This window comes from Castellaniella sp., from assembly GCF_049650445.1.
Classification (GTDB): Bacteria; Pseudomonadota; Gammaproteobacteria; order Burkholderiales; family Burkholderiaceae_B; genus Castellaniella.
In genome coordinates, this window is sequence record NZ_JBASAD010000017.1 from 78,325 (window position 1) to 96,931 (window position 18,607).

The 18,607-nt window shown below is 65.9% G+C and carries 15 protein-coding genes; 6 read left to right on the forward strand and 9 right to left on the reverse strand.

All coding sequences use genetic code 11. The features are described 5' to 3' along the window. The first annotated feature begins 26 nt into the window (after window positions 1-26). From WA983_RS06000 to putA, 4 genes are all read left to right on the forward strand, one after another. The gene (locus tag WA983_RS06000; protein WP_424248714.1) at window positions 27-1,268 is read left to right on the forward strand and encodes a paraquat-inducible protein A; all 1,242 of its coding nucleotides are present in this window, start codon (window positions 27-29) and stop codon (window positions 1,266-1,268) included. After that, entirely contained in the window at window positions 1,258-2,973 is a 1,716-nt protein-coding gene (locus WA983_RS06005; RefSeq protein WP_424248712.1) for an intermembrane transport protein PqiB, read from the forward strand. Before WA983_RS06000 ends, WA983_RS06005 begins: the two co-directional genes overlap by 11 nt. A gap of 27 nt (window positions 2,974-3,000) precedes the next feature. Then, on the forward strand, window positions 3,001-3,642 hold the full coding sequence (locus tag WA983_RS06010; protein WP_424248710.1) for a PqiC family protein: 642 nt from the start codon (window positions 3,001-3,003) through the stop codon (window positions 3,640-3,642). Window positions 3,643-3,751: 109 nt separating this feature from the next. Next, window positions 3,752-7,540: a trifunctional transcriptional regulator/proline dehydrogenase/L-glutamate gamma-semialdehyde dehydrogenase gene (gene putA / locus WA983_RS06015; RefSeq protein ID WP_424248708.1), complete on the forward strand. Its 3,789-nt coding sequence runs from the start codon at window positions 3,752-3,754 to the stop codon at window positions 7,538-7,540. A gap of 136 nt (window positions 7,541-7,676) precedes the next feature. On the opposite strand, the gene WA983_RS06020 is transcribed toward putA, so the two are convergent. Then, entirely contained in the window at window positions 7,677-7,958 is a 282-nt protein-coding gene (locus tag WA983_RS06020; protein ID WP_043682991.1) for a peptidylprolyl isomerase, read from the reverse strand. Window positions 7,959-8,092: 134 nt separating this feature from the next. Here WA983_RS06020 and WA983_RS06025 point away from each other — a divergent pair, with 134 nt between their 5' ends. After that, the gene (locus tag WA983_RS06025) at window positions 8,093-8,803 is read left to right on the forward strand and encodes an AzlC family ABC transporter permease (protein ID WP_424248705.1); all 711 of its coding nucleotides are present in this window, start codon (window positions 8,093-8,095) and stop codon (window positions 8,801-8,803) included. Beyond that, on the forward strand, window positions 8,800-9,111 hold the full coding sequence (locus WA983_RS06030) for an AzlD family protein (RefSeq protein ID WP_424248703.1): 312 nt from the start codon (window positions 8,800-8,802) through the stop codon (window positions 9,109-9,111). The genes WA983_RS06025 and WA983_RS06030 overlap by 4 nt, the downstream gene beginning before the upstream one ends. A gap of 31 nt (window positions 9,112-9,142) precedes the next feature. On the opposite strand, the gene WA983_RS06035 is transcribed toward WA983_RS06030, so the two are convergent. The 8 genes from WA983_RS06035 to dut all read right to left on the reverse strand — a co-directional run bounded on the left by WA983_RS06035 (window position 9,143) and on the right by dut (window position 18,573). After that, window positions 9,143-10,501, reverse strand: a complete 1,359-nt coding sequence (locus WA983_RS06035; protein WP_424248701.1) for an MBL fold metallo-hydrolase RNA specificity domain-containing protein — start codon at window positions 10,499-10,501, stop codon at window positions 9,143-9,145. 8 nt (window positions 10,502-10,509) lie between these two features. Then, complete coding sequence (locus WA983_RS06040) at window positions 10,510-12,897, reverse strand: xylulose 5-phosphate 3-epimerase (protein ID WP_424248699.1); 2,388 nt, start codon at window positions 12,895-12,897, stop codon at window positions 10,510-10,512. 55 nt (window positions 12,898-12,952) lie between these two features. Next, a complete protein-coding gene (locus WA983_RS06045) occupies window positions 12,953-13,663 on the reverse strand; it encodes an ABC transporter ATP-binding protein (protein WP_424248697.1) in 711 nt (236 codons plus the stop codon). Further along, window positions 13,660-14,508, reverse strand: coding sequence for an ABC transporter ATP-binding protein (locus tag WA983_RS06050; RefSeq protein WP_424248695.1), 849 nt, complete (start codon window positions 14,506-14,508; stop codon window positions 13,660-13,662). The genes WA983_RS06045 and WA983_RS06050 overlap by 4 nt, the downstream gene beginning before the upstream one ends. Continuing rightward, window positions 14,505-15,503, reverse strand: coding sequence for a branched-chain amino acid ABC transporter permease (locus WA983_RS06055; protein ID WP_424248694.1), 999 nt, complete (start codon window positions 15,501-15,503; stop codon window positions 14,505-14,507). The genes WA983_RS06050 and WA983_RS06055 overlap by 4 nt, the downstream gene beginning before the upstream one ends. Window positions 15,504-15,506: 3 nt before the next feature. After that, window positions 15,507-16,409 carry a branched-chain amino acid ABC transporter permease gene (locus WA983_RS06060; protein ID WP_424248692.1) on the reverse strand — a complete coding sequence of 301 codons (903 nt, stop codon included), beginning with the start codon at window positions 16,407-16,409 and terminating at the stop codon, window positions 15,507-15,509. A 157-nt stretch (window positions 16,410-16,566) separates the two neighbouring features. Next, window positions 16,567-17,712, reverse strand: coding sequence for a branched-chain amino acid ABC transporter substrate-binding protein (locus tag WA983_RS06065; RefSeq protein ID WP_424248690.1), 1,146 nt, complete (start codon window positions 17,710-17,712; stop codon window positions 16,567-16,569). Window positions 17,713-18,105: 393 nt separating this feature from the next. After that, window positions 18,106-18,573, reverse strand: a complete 468-nt coding sequence (gene dut, locus WA983_RS06070) for a dUTP diphosphatase (RefSeq protein WP_424248688.1) — start codon at window positions 18,571-18,573, stop codon at window positions 18,106-18,108. Window positions 18,574-18,607: the final 34 nt, after the last annotated feature.

Sequence of the window (18,607 nt, forward strand, 5' to 3'; positions counted from 1 at the left end):
GGGCCGATGCACGTGAACAGGCCCTGATGCCGCGCGGGCCCCTGATCGCCTGTCCGCATTGCGACACGCTGCACGTCCGGCTCGATCCGGGCGTGCGCGGTCGGGCCGAATGCCGCTGTTGCGGCACCGAACTCTACCGACGCGGCTGGCTGTCACTGGCTCAATGGGTGGCGCTGGGCTGGACCTGCCTGGTGGTGTTCGCCATCGCTCAGTGGTTTCCCATCGTTCGCCTGTCGATCCAGGGGCTGGACCTCAGCCTGACTTACTGGCAGGCGCTGCGTCTGTGCTGGGATCGCGGCTATTACGGGGTCTCGCTGATGACGGGGCTGGCCGGATTCTGGTTCCCGCTGTTGCAGATCGCTCTGACGCTGTGGGTGATGCAGGCGATCGCGGCGCGGCGTCCGCCGCCCGACCTGGGGCGTGTGTTGCGCCTGCTGGGGCGGCTGGCGCCCTGGTCGATGGCGACGGTGCTGATCCTGGCCATCCTGGTGTCGGTCGTCAAGGTCGCCAGCCTGGCGCGCCTGCAGGTGGAACCCGGCATGCTGGGTTTTCTCGCACTGTGCTTCCTGCTGACCGGATTGGGTCGCTGGGACGCTCACGCCTTGTGGCGTCAGGCGGAGGACGCCGGTCTGGTGCCGGTGTCCGGCGCGCAGGGGCGGGGGCGGGTGTGCGACGCCTGCGGCTGCGTCCAGCCCCATCCCGCATCCGGCCACTGCCTGCGCTGCGGCGCGGACATGGGTCACGCCCGTCACGGCAGTGTGGCGCAAGTCTGGGCCCTGGTCCTGGCGGCGGCCATTTTCTACATTCCCGCGAATGCGCTGCCGATCATGGAGGTCCGGACGGCGCTGGGCCGCAGCGATCACACCATTCTGGGCGGGGTGATCGAGCTGTGGCGTTATGGCTCCTGGGATCTGGCCGTCATCGTCTTCGTGGCCAGCGTCCTGGTGCCGGTGACCAAGCTGTTCGCACTGGCTTTTTTGCTGCTGCGCGATCGTCCCATGGGCGCGCGCGTCCAGCGACAGCGCACGCGCCTGTACGAGGTGGTCGAATTCATCGGACAGTGGTCCATGCTGGACGTTTTTGTCGTCGTGCTCATGGCGGGCATGGCGAATTTCCCAGGCCTGTCGCAGATCAGCGCCGGGCCTGCCGCCTTGAATTTCGGTGCCGTGGTCGTGCTCACGATGGTGGCGGCGATGCGCTATGATCCGCGTCGAGGCTGGGATGTCCTGCGGGACACCTGGCTGGCAAAGGAACCCCATGGACACTGAGGACACGCCCGCTCAAGCCCCGAACGATCCGGTCGGTGCCGTGCGCCCCAACGAGGACACGCGTTCCTCTCAGGGCGCCGCGGCGCCCGTGATCCGGCCCGGTCGGTCGCTGCACTGGTCCTGGGTCTGGCTGGTGCCGTTGCTGGCGCTGGCGGTGGGGCTGTCCTTGCTGGCTTCGGTCTGGGTCCGCAACGGGCCGGTGATCACCATCGATTTTCTGTCGGCGGCCGGCGTCGAGGTCGGCCAGACCAAACTGCGCTACCGCGACGTGGTGGTGGGCGAGGTGGCGGACGTGCGGGTGGCCGGAGACCGCCAGCACGTACAGGTGGACGTGCAACTGCGCCGCGAGGGGGCCGAATACATCACGCAGAAGGACTCCAAGTTCTGGATCGTCCGTCCCCAGGTCAGCCTGGCGGGAGTTTCCGGCCTGGACACGCTGCTGTCGGGGGTCTATCTCAGCGTGGACGCGCCCACCGTGCTGCCCACGGGTGATCCAGTCCGCAAATTCCAGGGCCTGAGCAATTCACCGGAGGTGCTCAGTGGTCAGGTCGGCACTCGTTTCGTGTTGCACTCGGATACGCTGGGCTCGTTGCGGGTCGGATCGCGCATCCATTACCGCCGCATCGAGGTTGGTCGTGTCGTCAGCTACGAGATGACGCCGGACGGCCGTTCGGTCAATCTGCACATCTTCGTCGAAGCGCCCTATGACCGCTATGTGACGCCGGACACGCGTTTCTGGAACGACAGCGGCGTGGATATGTCGGTATCGCCGGAGGGTGTCCAGGTGCGCACCAGCGGCCTGTCGGCGATTCTGGACGGCGGTATTGCCTTTGCCCAGGCGGACGAGTCCACCGCTTACGAGGGAGCCGTGGATTCCGCACCGGCCGCTGCCGGCAGTGCGTATCGCTTGTTCGGTACGCGTGCCGATGCGCTGGCTGACCCGGATGGCGACCCCGTACCCATCGAATTGCGTTTCGACCAGTCGATCCGGGGCTTGAGCGTGGGGGCTGGCGTCGATTTCCGTGGCATTGCGATTGGCAAGGTGATCGATATCGATCTCGAGTTCGACGACGAGCACAAGCGCTTCTATTCCCGAGTGCGGGCTCAGCTCTATCCGATGCGCTTCAACAAAGCCTATCAGCGGCTCATGGACGCGGCTGGCGGTCTCGGGGGCGAGGCCCTGCTGCAGCCATTGATCAAGCGTGGCCTTCGGGCCCAGTTGCGCACCGCCAGCCTGTTGACCGGTCAGCAGTACGTGGCGCTGGATTTCTTTGCCGGCGAGGTGAACAAGCCCCTGGTGATGCTGGGAGATCCGGGCAGCGCCACGGGCTATCTGGTACCCACGGTGCAAGGGGATTTCGACCGGCTGCAGGGGCAACTCGGCAATATCGTCACCAAGCTGGACAAGCTGCCGATCGAGACGATCGGCCGGGATCTGGGCGACAGCCTGTCGGCCCTGAACCGTCTGTTGCGGCGTCTGGACACTCAGGTGGCGCCTCAGGCCAGTCGGGCGCTGTCCTCGGCCACCACGTCGCTGGACCGCATCGGCGAGGTGCTGGCCCCCGACGCACCCTTGCTGGGCGGGCTGCGGGATACCCTGGGCGAACTGGACCGGGCGGCGCGGGCCCTGCGTCTGCTGGCCGATACTTTGCAGGCCCGGCCCGACGCCCTGATCCGGGGGCGGGCACCCGATGCGATACGTTGATGAGAAGACAAGCATGAGGACCACGCCATGAGACGGACGCTATCGACCTGGGTGTGTCAGTTGGGTCTGGTCGGGCTGCTGGGGGGGTGCGCGGCGGCGCCGATCCGGTATTACAGCCTGGCGGCACCCGCGACGGACCAGCCCGTGTCCAGTGTGGCCGGCACTGCAGTACAGGCAGGCCTGTCGCTCGTGGTGACGCAGATTCCGGCTGAGGCCGAGCGTCCTCAACTGGTGGTGCGTGATCCGGCCCGGGACCCGGCGGTGCAGGTACTGAACGATTCACTTTGGGCGGCACCGCTGGGCGACCAGATTCACGCTGTCCTGGCCGAAGGGCTTGGTCGCCGGCTGGGGGCCGTGGATGCGCGCCGGCTGTCTGATGCACAAACCCGGTCCGTGCGGCGCATCGAGGTGCGGATCGACCGTTTCGATCTGGTCTGGGGGCGCTTTGTCGCGCTGGATGCGGACTGGACGGATCGTGCGCCCGGGGCTGACGGGCCTCGCCTGTGTCGGGCTTCGGTGCGCCTGCCTGCCACCGCAAGCGTGGCGGCGCTGGTCGAGGCCCAGCGCCAGGCGCTGGACCACCTGGCAGCGCTGATCGCGGCTGAGGCCTCGGACTCCCCAGCCGATTTACAAGGTGGTTCAACCCTGTCGGAGTCTGGTTGCACCTAGTCAATTTGGGGTTAACCATTATGGCGAAAACAGGTGCAACCTTTTAGCATTTCGCCTGATGCAGGCAGGGTTCTCCAGCCGGCACGATCAACGTGGAATGACCCCGAACATGGCTACTGTTACTTTGGGTGTAAAGGTCGATGAGGCGCTGCGTGAGCGCCTGAGGACCCTGGCGGATTCATTGGGCTGCACGCCGCACTGGCTGCACAAACAGGCCCTGCTCAGCTATATCGAAGCCATTGAGCGCGGCCAGGTGCCCGCCGAGATCGACCGGCGTGCGGATGCCGATTCCGCAGACGCTCCGGTGGAATCCGAACCTTCGGCACCGTTTCACGAATTCGCCCAGGAAGTCTTGCCGCAGTCCGTGTTGCGCGCCGCAATCACCGCCGCCTACCGCCGCCCGGAGCCCGAGTGCGTGGCCATGCTGGTGGACCAGGCCGAATCGGCGCAGCCCGATCAGGTCGAGGCCCTGGCGCGCCGCCTGGTGCAGACCCTGCGCGACAAACGCACCGGAGGTGGGGTCGAGGGGCTGATCCAGGAATTTTCGCTCTCCAGCCAGGAAGGCGTGGCCCTGATGTGCCTGGCCGAGGCGCTGCTGCGGATTCCCGACCAGGCCACGCGCGATGCCCTGATCCGCGACAAGATCAGCCATGGCGACTGGCGGGCGCACGTGGGCGAATCCCGCTCGCTGTTCGTCAACGCGGCCACCTGGGGCCTGCTGGTTACAGGCAAGCTGGTCAGCGTCAACAGCGAACAGAATCTGTCTCAGGCGCTGACGCGCCTGATCGCCAAGGGTGGCGAGCCACTGATCCGGCGTGGCGTGAACATGGCGATGCGCCTGATGGGCGAACAGTTCGTCACCGGCCAGACGATTTCGTCGGCCTTGGCGAACAGCCGCAAGTTCGAGGACATCGGCTTCCGCTATTCCTACGACATGCTGGGCGAGGCCGCCACCACGGCGCAGGACGCGGATCGCTACTATCAGTCCTACGAGCAGGCCATTCACGCCATCGGCAAGGCCTCGCAGGGGCGCGGCATCTACGAAGGCCCTGGCATTTCGATCAAGCTCTCGGCGCTGCATCCGCGCTATTCGCGCGCCCAGCGCGACCGTGTCATGGATGAACTGCTGCCGCGCATGGTCGAACTGGCCGCGCTGGCGCGCCGCTACGATATCGGTCTGAACATCGACGCCGAGGAAGCCGACCGCCTGGAACTGTCTCTGGACTTGCTGGAAGCCCTGTGCTTCGACGAACGCCTGCGCGGCTGGAACGGCATCGGCTTCGTCATTCAGGCTTACCAGAAGCGTGCGCCCTTCGTGATCGATTTCGTGATCGATCTGGCGCGCCGCAGCAAGCATCGCCTGATGGTCCGTCTGGTCAAGGGCGCCTACTGGGATTCCGAGATCAAGCGCGCCCAGGTCGATGGCCTGGAAGGCTATCCGGTCTACACGCGCAAGATTCACACCGACGTGTCCTATCTGGCCTGCGCGCACAAGCTGCTGTCCGCCCCGGAGGCTGTCTTTCCCCAGTTCGCCACCCACAACGCCCAGACGCTGGCTTCCATCTATCACATGGCGGGCGAGAACTACTATCCCGGGCAATATGAATTCCAGTGCCTGCATGGCATGGGCGAGCCGTTGTACGAAGAGGTCGTGGGTCCGGTTTCCAAGGGCCGCCTGAACCGACCCTGCCGTGTTTACGCGCCTGTGGGCACCCACGAAACCCTGCTGGCCTATCTGGTGCGCCGCCTGCTGGAAAACGGCGCGAACACATCATTCGTCAACCAGATCGGCGACCGCGATCTGCCCATCGATACGCTGATCGCAGACCCGGTCCGCAAGGCCCGCGCGCTCCACCCCCTGGGAGCGCCGCACGACCGCATTCCGTTGCCGCGCGATCTGTACCGGGCGCACGAAGACCGTGCCAACTCGGCCGGTCTGGACCTCAGCAACGAACATCGCCTGGGTTCGCTGGCGGCCGCGCTGCTGGGCGGCGCAGCCCAGACCTGGCGCGCCGCACCGGCCGGCCTCCAATGGCAGGACGAGCGTGCTTGCGCCGTCCTCAATCCGGCGGACCGCCGCGACGTGGTAGGCCAGGTGATCGAGGCCGACGAGGCGGACGTCCAGGCCGCCCTGAAGCGGGCCGAATACGCGGCGCCGATCTGGCAGGCCACGCCGGCCGCCGAACGGGCACAGTGCCTGCGGCATGCCGCGCAGTTGATGGAAGACGAAATGCAGTCGGCCATCGGTCTGATCGTGCGCGAAGCCGGCAAATCCTTCCCCAACGCCATCGCCGAAGTCCGCGAGGCCGTCGATTTCCTGCGCTACTACGCCGTGCGCATCGAGGAATCCTTCTCCAACGACAGCCACCGGCCGCTGGGTCCGGTGCTGTGCATCAGCCCCTGGAACTTCCCCCTGGCCATCTTCACCGGTCAGGTGGCCGCCGCGCTGGCTGCCGGCAACGTCGTGCTGGCCAAGCCGGCCGAGCAGACTGCGCTGATCGCCGCCTACGGCGTGTCGGTGCTGCATCGCGCCGGTGTCCCGGCCGATGCGATCCAGTTGCTGCCGGGCCGGGGCGAGACCGTTGGCGCAGCCCTGGTCGCCAGCCCGGCGGTGCGTGGTGTCATGTTCACCGGCTCGACCGAGGTCGCCCGGCTGATCGCCGCCACTCTGGCGGACCGCCTGGACGGCACGGGTCATCCCGTCCCCCTGATCGCCGAGACCGGTGGGCAGAATGCCCTGATCGTGGATTCCTCGGCGCTGACCGAACAGGTCGTCTTCGACGTGCTCAGTTCGGCCTTCGACTCGGCGGGCCAGCGCTGTTCCGCGTTGCGCGTGCTGTGCGTTCAAGAGGACTGCGCCGACCGCACCCTGGCGATGCTGCGCGGTGCCATGAATGAATTGCGTGTCGGACGTCCCGAACTGCTGTCCACCGACATCGGTCCGGTGATCGACACCGAAGCCCAGACCGTGATCGAGCGTCACGTCCAGACCATGCGGGCTGCGGGCCACGCCGTCGATCGGCATCCGATGGACGAGGAGCAGACGCGTCAGGGCACCTTCGTGGCGCCGACCCTGATCGAAATCTCCGACATCGCCGAACTGGAGCGCGAGGTCTTCGGCCCCGTCCTGCACGTGCTGCGCTACCGCCGCGAAGATCTCGATGCCGTGATCGATGCCATCAATGGCCGGGGCTACGGCCTGACCTTCGGCGTCCATACCCGCCTGGACGAGACCGTGCGTCACGTCACCGAGCGCATCCAGGTGGGCAATATCTACGTGAACCGCAACATCGTCGGCGCAACCGTGGGTGTGCAGCCCTTCGGCGGCGAGGGTCTGTCGGGCACGGGCCCGAAGGCCGGCGGCCCCCTGTACCTGCAGCGTCTGCTGTCGGCCGCCCCCAGTGCCTTGCCGGTCGAGGGCGTGGTGGGCAAGGGCGCCCGGCCGCTGACGCTGCCCGGCCCCACCGGCGAGACCAACCAGTACCACCTGAAGCCGCGCGGTACGGTGTTGTGCCATGCGGCCAGCGCAGCCGGCGCGCAGGCGCAACTGGACGCTTGCCAGCGTACGGGCAATGAGATGCTGTGGGTGGATCATCCGGAGGTGCGCGCATTCCACGCGGCGCATCCTGCAGGCACGGCCGTGCGTTGGGTGGCGGCGGATGCCGCCGTCACGGCCGACTTCCAGGCGGTGCTCTACGAGGGCGACAGCGACGGCCTGCAGGCCTTGTCCCGCGAGATCGTCGGCCGTCCCGGCCCGATCGTCCCGGTGCTGGCCCGTCGCGCCGACGAACTGTCCACCGGCCATGCCTATCCGCTGGAAATGCTGGTCCGCGAAGTCTCGGTCTGCATCAATACCGCCGCCGCTGGCGGCAATGCAAGCCTGATGATGGTAGGGTGAAACTGGACTGGGAATGGTCCCTGAGGACCATTCCCAGCCTGTCGAATCCAAGCGGCCCGCAGGCCGCGCGGTGGATGAGCCCAAAATGCAAGGGGCCCCGATGGGGCCCCTTGTGCATGCCGTTCGATCGATATCGTCAATCCTGCCGATCGGTCACTTCCACCAGGTGATAGCCGAACTGGGTGCGGACCGGCCCCTGGACCACGCCCACCGGCGCGCTGAACACGACTTCGTCGAATTCACGTACCATCTGGCCGCGGCCAAAGGTGCCCAGATTGCCGCCGTCGCGGCTGGACGGGCAGCTCGAGTGTTCGCGGGCGACCGCCGCGAAGTCGGCGCCGCCTTCGATGTCAGCCTTCAGCTTCAGGCACTGTTCTTCGCTGTCGACCAGGATGTGGCGGGCGGAGGCTTGGGTCATGAGATTTTCCTGTGTATGAAAGGGTGATGCTTGAAAAGCAAGCCTCATAGCTTAACCCGAAGCTTGACTCGAACATCCGGCCGTCCGACACCGACTGGCGGATTGCGGCAGGCGCGCATCAAGGAGACTGCGCTGTGACGAACACCCCTGTAACGGCATACCGCCTCGATCGACGCGACGTGTGGCTTGGCTTCAAACAGTTGCTGCCCATTTCTCTTTTTGTCGTGATTTTTGGCCTGGCGTTCGGACTGGCCGCCGTGCAGTCCGGGCTGGATGGCATTTCGATCGTGCTCGCGAGCGCCCTGGTCTTTGGCGGTGCGTCGCAGTTTGCCGTGCTGGATCTGTGGGGCGCTCAGGTGCCCCTGATTCCTCTGGTCGTCACGGTCTTCGCCGTCAACGCCCGCCACCTGCTGATGGGGGCCACGCTCTATCCGTGGTTGCGCCATCTGCCGCCCGGCCAGCGCTACGGTGTGATGCTCGTCGTCTCCGATGCCAACTGGGCCATGGCCATGCAGGCCTTCGAGCGGGGCGAGTCGGGCCTGGGCCTGCTGCTGGGCGGCGGTCTTGCGCTGTGGTCCACCTGGATCCTGGGCTCCTGGCTGGGCCTCTACTTTGGCGGCGCGATCCACGATCCCGTGAGTTGGGGGCTGGACATGGTGATGGGCTGCTTCTTGTTGGCGATGGTGGTGAGCGGGCAGAAGAATACGCGCATGTTCGTCATCTGGACCGTCGCGGCCGGCGCATCGCTGCTGGCTTACCGCTATCTGCCGGAAAACAGCCATGTCGTCGTGGGCGCCCTGGCAGGCGGTATTCTGGGGGCATGCTGGACAGAGGAAAAATCATGAGCATCGACACATCCGCGCTCGGTACCCTGGCCATCATCCTGATCATGGCGGTGGTGACGCTGGTCACCCGCTGGGGCGGGATTTTCGTCATGTCCTTCGTGCCCATCGGGCGGGGGGTGCGCCGCTTCATCAGCGCCATGTCCGGCTCGGTGCTGGTGGCCTTGCTGGCACCGCTGGCGGTCAATGGCGATCATGGCGCGCGGCTGGCGCTGCTGAGCACGGCGATCGTCATGCTGCTGCTGAAGAAACCGCTGCCTGCGATCGCCGCCGGCATCGCGGTGGCGGCGCTATCCCGGCATTTTTTCTAGGCTGATTGCCGGGATGCTGCGGGGCATGGGATCACAGCTCGTGCACCTGCCCTTGCAGCGGCACGGTGACCTGCCAGCCGAGTTCGCGCAGGATGCGTTCGCGCAGGGCTTCGGAGGCCGAGGGCTCGCCGTGGACGATGAAGATCCGCTGCGGCGCGTGCCGGAAGCCGGATAGCCAGCGCATGAGTTCATCGCTGTCGGCGTGCGCCGACAGCATCGGCAGTTCGGCGACTTCTGCCTTGATGGGCATCCACTGCCCGTAGATCTTGGTTTCGGTCGCGCCTTCCAGCAGCTTGCGGCCGCGCGTGCCGGCGGCCTGGAATCCCGAAAAGAGCAGGGTATTGCGGTGATCGTCGCCGAAGGCGGCGATGTGATGCAGCACGCGTCCGCCGGTGGCCATGCCGCTGGCTGAAATAATGACCTTGGGATAGCGATTGGCCGACAAAGCCTTGGATTCTTCGACTTCGCGGACATACGTCACCGCCGCGCAGGCGGCTTCGCATTCGTGCGCGGGCAGCTTGTGTTCGCTGGCATGCCGGTGCAGCAATTCGGTGGCGCTGGTCGCCATCGGGCTATCGAGGTACACCGGCACGTTTTGCAGGCGGCCCGCCTGGCGCAGTCTCCAGAGGTGATTGATCAAGGTCTGCGCCCGGCCTACGGCAAAGGCGGGGATGACGACCGTGCCGCCGCGCTGTACGGTGCGTTCGATGATGTTGCCCAGCGCTTCGACAGGGTCGGCTGCGTCATGGTGCCGGTTGCCATAGGTGGACTCGATGACAACGTAATCGGCCTGCGGCACCGGCTCGGGATCGTGCATCACGGGATCGTCGTAACGCCCCAGATCACCGGAAAACACGATACGCCGGCCGCCGATCTCGATCTGTGCCGTTGCCGCACCCAGGATGTGGCCCGCCCGGCGCAGCGTCAGCGTCGCACCGCCTGGCAAGGCGGTTTCCTGATGCAAAGCGGTGTTTGAAAAGTGCGTCAGCGCGCGTTCGGCATCGACGACGCGATAGAGTGGCAAGGCGGGCTGGTGTTTGGAAAAGCCTTTGCGATTGGCAAAATCCGCGTCCTTCTCCTGCAGACCGGCGCTGTCCAGCAAGATCAGCCTGGCGATGTCGCGGGTGGCGGGCGTGGCGTGGATCTTGCCCTTGAACCCATCGGCCACCAATCGCGGCAGGTAACCGCAGTGGTCGAGATGGGCGTGGGTCAGCACCACCGCGTCGATGTCGGATGGCGAAAGCGGCAGGCGCTGCCAATTGAGTTCTCGCAGGTTCTTCAGGCCCTGGAACAGGCCGCAGTCGATCAGCAGGCGGGTATCGCCGTGACTCAGGAGATGTTTGGATCCGGTGACGGTACCGGCGCCGCCGAGGCAGGTCAGTGAGAGCATGGTGGGTATCATCGATCTTGAGAAACGAGCAGATCGGCGGGGTCGCCCAGGCCGTCGATGGCGCGCAGCAGGGATGGGTCGAGGACGTCTTCGCGACGCCAGCCCGTCGTGGCGGCGGCCGCATCGACCGCGTGTGCCCAGGTGCAGCGGTTGGCGAAAAGCATGCCGGACACGTTCAGTGTGCCGCCTCGGCTGATATAGCCCAGCGCCCGTGTCCGGGCCGGGCCGTCGTCCAGCCGGCGCAAGACGCCCAGCATGGGTTCGGGGCGCGTATGGCACAGCAGCACACGCGGCAGGCCTGGTGGAAAGAGGGCGTGCACGGCGGCATCGGACAGGACGAAAGCGGCTTCGAGGCTGTCGCGTGGGATGCGCAGGCGGCCGGGTTCGAGTACCACGGAAACGCAGCATTCGTGCCCAAGGCGAGCCAGATGGGCACGTGCTTTCAGGGCCTCTTCGAGTTGATAGGCGCCGATGGCGATGAACTGCAGCGCGCTGGTCGACGGATCACCTGCGAGATGCGCCGCGCCCTGTTCGACGAGAGCCTCGGCGGCTTGCGCATCGAAGTGATGCACGCCATCCCGTTTGGAGACCACCGCGCAGGCCAGTTGGCCGCGTTGTGCGTAGACGGCGCGCAGGGCGGCCACGGCGCTGTTGCCATCCACCGGAAAGAGCACGCGGGACGTATCGGCCATCTCGCCCAGCAAGGCTTCGCCGATGGTGGGGTCCTGGTGCGATTGTTCATTCTTGGCGTTTTCCCAGGTGTGGGAAGTGACCACGAGCGGCACCGACAGCCATCCCGGCGGCTGCCCGAGTTCCTTCTGGCGGCGCGCGAAGATGATCTCCTGGCGCAGCAGGCCGAGCATCTTGACCGCGAAGGCCTCGTAGCTGACGATGAGGTTCAGGCCGGCTTTGTTCGCGAGCGCGGCGGCGGCCACGGCTTCTTCGTTCAAGGCCGTGATGACGGAACCCAGCAGATCCTCGGGAACGCCGGCTTCCGGACGGTTGACGCGATGTTTGAGCAGGGCCAGCGTGCCGCCCATCTTGTTGCTGGCCAGTTCGTCCGGGTTGCCGATGCGTACGCGCAGTTGCGGGTTGGCCCGGACCAGCGCCACGAACCAGCGATCCAGCGTGGTCATGGCGCTGCCCTGGCTACCGACGGTTTCCCAGGCGGGCGCGGGCAGCGCGGGCGGGCCGGGACGGCGGTGCGCCATGGGATGCTCGCTTTCGAGGGGCCGTTCCTGGTCGTGGTGATTGACGAGCGTGGCGATGGCGGCATCCAGTTCCAGCCCGGGCACGAACAAGGCGCGAGCGCTCTCGTTGAAGGCGTCGCGGGCTGCGCGGTCGATACTCGGATTGCCGTTCAGCGGCAGGTTGTGCGCGGCATTGGTGCCGGCCCCGGGGAAGCCGAAGCCCTTTTCGGTTTCGGCGATGACGTAGGGCAAGCGGGCGGGATAATGGAAATCCGCCGCCGCCAGGCTGGCGGCCAGTCGTTCCTCGGACGCGAGGATGGCCCAGGCGATGGCCGAGGGATCGCGGCCGTCGACGATGATCGGATCGAAGCCGTTGTGCCGCAGATCCTCGGCCAGCCAATGCGCGCCACCTTCCTGGATGATCTGCGTACGCTGTTCGATGCGCCGGCCGTTGAGGATCATGACGGGCACGGCCTGGCCGCAGTCCTCGGCCCGCCACCAGCGCGTCGCCCAGTCGGCGCCGCGCTGTTCTTCAAAGGCGCCGTCGCTCAGGAACGCCACCAGGTTTTCGCCGGGCAGTGGCATGTGCACGTACTGCAGGTCGGCGAAGCCCAGATACCCGCCTTCCGAGACGGCGCCGGCCGTGTTGGGGCCCGCGTGGCTGCCCAGCGGAACGGCGGGCAGCCCCCGGCCGTCCATGGCGTAGGAGTAGAAGTCCATGACGAGACGCCCGAGCCCGGCTTCGCTGCGGTCGTAACGCCCGCGCTGTGCCGCAGAGACATCCCCGGTCAGTGTGTTGACGGCTTCGATGGCGGCCACGCAATGGCCCTGGCCCATCAGCCAGCCACGGGTCTTGCCCGTCAGCGCGTTGGCCAGCAGGTAGGCGACGAAGGCGGGCACCATGTTCAGCGATCCGCCCGTATGGCCTTCGGGATCGGGTTTGAAGTCCCCGGCGGCCAGCGGCGCGCCGGCCGGATCGATGCGCCGGGCATAGGTCATGTGCGCCACCACCCGCATGGCCGCGCAACTGAGCCGGTCGGCTGCGGCCAGCATGGCGTAGGCATCGTCGGCGCTGGCGATGCGGCCGTCGGCCGCCAGGCGGTCCACCAGCGCGTCCATGCGGGTGATCGTATCGTCGCGATGCCGGATGGGACCGTATCCGGCTCGCCAATGCTCGTGGAGCTTCTTCACTGTGCTGTTCTGCATGGGAGAAGCTTAGCAGCATCTGACGCCGGTCAAGGCCCCGGAGATATGACGCCGGTCAATGCCCCAGATAGGCCGCCTGGATTTCCGGCGAGGACAGCAGTTCGCGCGAGGAGCCCTCGTGTGACAGCTTGCCGACTTCCAGCACGTAACCCCGGTCGGCCAGCTTCAGCGCCATGCGGGCGTTCTGTTCCACGATCAGGATGGTGACGCCGGTGTCGCGCACGTCGCGCAGCACCTGGAAGATGTTGCGTACGATGATCGGGGCCAGGCCCAGGCTGGGTTCGTCCAGCAGCAGCAGGCGAGGTTTGGTGACCAGAGCGCGGCCGATCGCCAGCATCTGCTGTTCGCCGCCCGACAGCGTGCCGGCCAACTGGGCGCGGCGCTCGTACAGGCGTGGGAAAATCTTGTAGACGTGTTCGCAGCTTTCGGTGATTTCCGCCGGCGGGCGGGTGAAGCCGCCCATGCGCAGGTTTTCCGCCACCGACAGCGTGCCGAAGACGCGCCGGCCTTCGGGGGATTGGCCGATGCCCAGGCGCACGATGCGGTCGGCGCCCATGCGGGTGGTGTCCTGGCCGGCAAAGGTGATTTTGCCGGAATGCGGGGTCAGCAGGCCGCTCAAGGTGCGCATCAGCGTGGTCTTGCCCGCGCCGTTGGCCCCCAGGATGGCGACGACTTCCTTTTCCCGGACTTGCAGCGAGATGCCCTTCAGGGCCTGGATGTGCCCGTAGTTGACGCGCAGGTCTTCGATTTCAAGCAGAGCAGTCATGACTGGGCCTGTTCTTCGTGGATGGCGTTCATCAGGGGATCGTCTTCGTCGTCATCGTCCTGGCCCAGGTAGGCCTCGATCACCAGCGGATTGGTGCGGATGTCCGCGGGCTTGCCCTCGGCGATCTTCTTGCCGAAGTTGATGACGACGATGTTGTCGGTGACGTTCATCACCACGCTCATGTCGTGTTCGACCAGGATGACGGTGATGCCCTGGTCCCGGATGGCGCGGATGGTGTCGTTCAGCCCGGCGGATTCCTGCTCGTTCAGGCCGGCGGCCGGTTCGTCCAGGATGATGAGTTCGGGCTGTGCCACCAGGGTGCGCGCCATTTCGACGCGGCGCTGGGCGCCATAGGGCAGGGATGTGGCGATTTCCTGGGCGACGTCGGCCAGGTCCAGTTGTTCCAGCACGGCCATGGCCCGCTCGACCAGGGTGTGTTCCTCGCGGCGCTGGGCCGGCGTGCGCAGCAGGCCCTGCCACCAGGATTGCTTCATCTGCAGATGCTGGCCGGCGATGACGTTTTCCAGCACCGTCATGTCGGTGAACAGGCGGATGGTCTGGAAGGTGCGGCGGATGCCGGCTTCGGCGACCCGGTGGGGGGCCAGGCCGGTCACGTCGCGGCCATGCCAGCGGATGTGGCCGTCCGTAGGCCGGTAGACGCCGGTGATCATGTTGAAGACTGTCGTCTTGCCGGCGCCGTTGGGGCCGATCAGGCCGACGATCTCGCCGCGCCGGACCTGGAAGCTGAGGTCATCGACTGCCCGCAGGCCGCCAAAACTGATGCCGATCCGGTCCAGTTCAAGCAGGACGTCGGAGGACGGGGTAGGGGACAGAGGCGAACTCATAGGGCTCCCTTGCGTGCGGGCCAGATGCCCTGCGGACGCAGAATCATGACCAGGATCATGGCGATGCCAAAGACCAGATAGCGGTACTGGGCGAATTCCGTGAAGATCTGCGGAACCACGAACATCATGGCCGTGCCCAGCAGCACGCCGGGCACCGAGGCCTGGCCGCCCACCAGCACGATGGCGAACAGCACGACCGAGTCCGTGAACTGGAAGGAACCCGGGCTGACGGCCGAGAGCTGCATGGCAAACAGGGTGCCTGCCAGGCCCGCGATGCCGGCCGACAGGGCGAAGGCGGCGACCTTGTAGTTGCGGGCGTTGACCCCCAGCGTGGTGGCGGCCAGCTCGTCGTATTTGATGTAGCGGAAGGTGCGCCCCAGCGCTGAGCGGTCGAGATTGCGCATCAGCCACAGCACGATGGCCAGGACCACCCAGTTCAGGTAGAACAGATCGCTTTGCGTGCCGAACATATGGCCGAAGACCGTCGGGCCGCTGACGCCGAACAGGCCGTCGGCCCCGCCCGTGAGACCGAACAGATTGTTCTTCATGGCCAGCACGAAAATGGCATTGAAGCCGATGGTGACCACCAGCAGGTAGTCGCCGCGCAGCTTGACGATGGGGGCCGACAGGATCGCCCCCAGCGCTGCCGACATCACGATGGCCACGGGGATGGTCCAGAGGATCGGCCAGTTGAAGGACAGGGACAGGATGGCGCTGGTGTAGGCGCCGATGCCGAAGAACACGGCATGGCCCATGTCGTACATGCCGGCGCGCCCCAGAACGATGTCCTGTGACAGGGCGACGATCGAATAGATGGCGAAGATGCCGCCGATCGTGATCCAGGCGGGTGACATGACGGACGGGATGGCCAGGCCGATGATCCACAGGACGGGCCCCAGCACGCGCAGGAACCGGGTGCTGGCGCTGGCGGGCGGTGCCGCGCTGGCGGGAATGGCGGCGGACATTTCAGCAGAGGTTTGCTTGGATTGAGTCATGGCTTAGACCTTTTCGGCAACGCGTTCGCCCAGCAGGCCCGAGGGGCGTACCAGCAGAATGCCGATCAGCAGCGCAAAGGTGATGGCGTCCTGCCAGGAACTGGAGATGTAGCCCGCCGCGAAGGCGTTGAACAATCCCAGCACCAGGCCGCCCAGCATCGCGCCGGGGATGTTGCCGATCCCGCCGATGATGGCGGCGATGAAGGCGTTGAGCCCGTAGGACCAGCCCATGGTGAAAAAGGTCTGGCGATAGTACAGGCCGACGAACAGGCCGCCGATGGCGCCCAGCACCGGGCCGATGATGAACACCATGGCGATCACGCGGTTGACGTTGATGCCCATCAGGCGGGCGGCGTCCTGGTCGATGGCCGTGGCACGGATGGCGGTGCCCAGGCGTGTGTGGTGCACGAAGAAATACAGGCTGGCCATCAGCAGGAAGGCGCAGAAGATGATCAGCAACTGGACGAAGCTGAGGTACGCGCCGCCGATCTGCCAGGTGATGTTGGGCAACAGGTTGTTGGGGAAGACCTGCACGTTGGGGGACCAGATCAGCATGATGCCGTTTTCGATCAGCATCGAGGCGCCCAGGGCCGAGACCACGGCCGACAGGCGGTGCGCCTTGCGCAGGGGCTTGTAGGCGAACTGGTCCAGCAGCGTACCGACGACCGCCACGAGAATCATGGCGATCAGGAAGGCCAGGACCAGCAGCAGCGGGGTGGGCAGGCCGGCGAAGACGCCCGAGGTCAGGGTGGTCAGGCCGATGAAGGCACCCAGGATGCACAAGTCGCCGTGGGCGAAGTTGATCATCTTCAGCACCCCGTAGACCATCGTGTAGCCCAGGGCGATCAGGGCATAGATGCCTCCGACCGTGACCCCGTTGATGAATTGCTGGAGGATAAAGTCCATCGATCGGTTTCCGTGGTGGTTCGCGAGGCGCCGAGGCTGAGAGGCGGCCCGTGCCGCGTGGTAGCCGCGACCCCGGGGCCGAATGGCCCCGGGCGCGGTCAAAAGCGAAAGCACGACGCCGGCGGCGAAGCCGGACCGGCGTCAGGTTCCCGGGGGCTTATTGGGCTTCCGGGTAGAGCGTCTTGTAGCCGCCGTTGGCCTGGACTTCGAAGGCCGACATCGGACTGCCGATGCGTTCGCCCTTGTCATCCCAGGTGAAGGGGCCGGTCAGACCGTTGAAGGGCTGCTTCATGTCATGCAGCCAGGGGATGAGCTTGGCGGTGTCCGTGCTCTTGGTGGCTTCGATGGCGGCAAAGACTGCGCGCAGGCCGTCCGCATTGGTGAAGGTGTAGATGCTGGGGGGCGGCGCACCGAAGGCCTTGGTGTAGTCAGCCAGGAACTGCTTGGCTTCCGGGTAGGGGAGATTTTCCGGCGCCGGCACGTTGACGATCACAGCGCCCGCGGCGGCATTGCCGGCGATCTTGGCGAAGTTTTCGTTCTGGTTGGCATCGCCGCCCACGAACACGGTCTCCATGCCGAGCTGCTTCATCTGGGCACGGATCAGGCCGCCGTCGGTGTAGTAGCCGGAGAAGAACAGCACGTCCGGGTTCTTGGACTTCAGCTTGGTCAGCACGGCGCTGTAGTCCTGGGTGCCGGCGTTGATGAAGTCCTCGCCCACGAGGTTGCCACCCACTTTCTTGAGGGCTTCGGTCGTGGCCTTGGCCAGCCCGGTCGCGTAGCTGGAGTGGTCGCTCAGCACGGCGATGCGCTTGTATTGCTTGACCTTGACGAAGTAGTTGGCGACGAATTCGGCTTCGTCGCTGTTGGGCGGCGCGTTGCGGAAGAAGGTCTTCCAGCCTTTCTGCGTCAGTTCGTCGCTGGTGCCGTCGGAGGTCTGGATGACGTTGGCGGCGGAATAGATCGGGGCGGCGGCCAGGGCGGCGCCGCTGGTGTAGGTGCCGATCACCGCGATCACGCCGTCGTTCACCAGCTTGCGGCCGCAGATGGCGGCTTGCGAAGCCTTGCCTTCGTCGTCGCACACGATGACCTGGATCTGGCGGCCCAGCAGGCCGCCGGCGGCGTTCTGCTGCTTGACCAGCAGTTGCACGCCGTTTTCGATGCCCTGGCCCTCGGCGGCGTATTCGCCGGTGATGGGGGCCTGCACGCCGATCTTGATCGGACCGTCGGCGGCCATCGCCGTCCCGGCGCCGGTCGCCATCAGGATCGCTGCGGTGAGGGTGGAAAGTTTGGTCAGGCTGCTCATGTCTGGATTCTCCTTTGTGACGGATCCAATCGCGTGGTAGGTCGGGTAGAGCGCGTGCGATGCAATCAACCTCTTTCCGGGGGATACCCTTGTCTCGGAGGAAAGAGGATCGGGGCCTCTCGGGTCCTGCTGCCGGTGGGGCGGCAAGGCCGTGCGAGGAGTTTGGTTAACCCCGTCAATCGGGTAAACCTTTGCTGGATGCAAAAGGAGCAACCCGAAAGATGGGCGAAGTATAACTATCTGAAATCCGCGAGTGCAACCAGGGAAATCGCTTAGTTGCATCCCTCTTGAATCTTCCTGGAATCGCGGATTCTCTCAGTTTCATTCAGTCATTCTGAATCGGCTCAATAATATATTGATAATATTTTCCATAAGAACTGGGATAAACCCTGCTCAATGCCGGCCGGTGCTGCCGAAGCCGCCTTCACCGCGCTCGGTGACGGTGTCGAAGGCGTCGACCACGTGCAGGCCAACCTGCACGACCGGCTGGAACAGCAGTTGCGCGATCCGTTCGCCGGGCTGGATGTCGTAGGGGACGTTGCTGTCATTGGTCAGCAGGACCTTGATTTCCCCGTGATAGTCGGCGTCGATGACACCGATGCCTTGGGCGACGCGGATGCCGTGCTTCAACGACAGGCCCGAGCGCGAGGCCACGATGGCCACCAGGCCGGGGTCCATCATGTTCAGGGCCAGGCCGGTCGGCACCGGCAGGCGTGCGCCGGGGGCCAGGGTTTGGGGCGCTTCCAGGCAGGCGCGCAGATCCAGGGCGGCGGAGCCGCCGGTGGCGTAGTCAGGCAAGGGAAGCGCGTCGGTGCCCAGCAGGGGGTTGACGATGCGGGCCTGGATGAGTCGTCGTTGCATGGTGAGGTGATCCGTGGTGAAAGGGCGGGGCGCG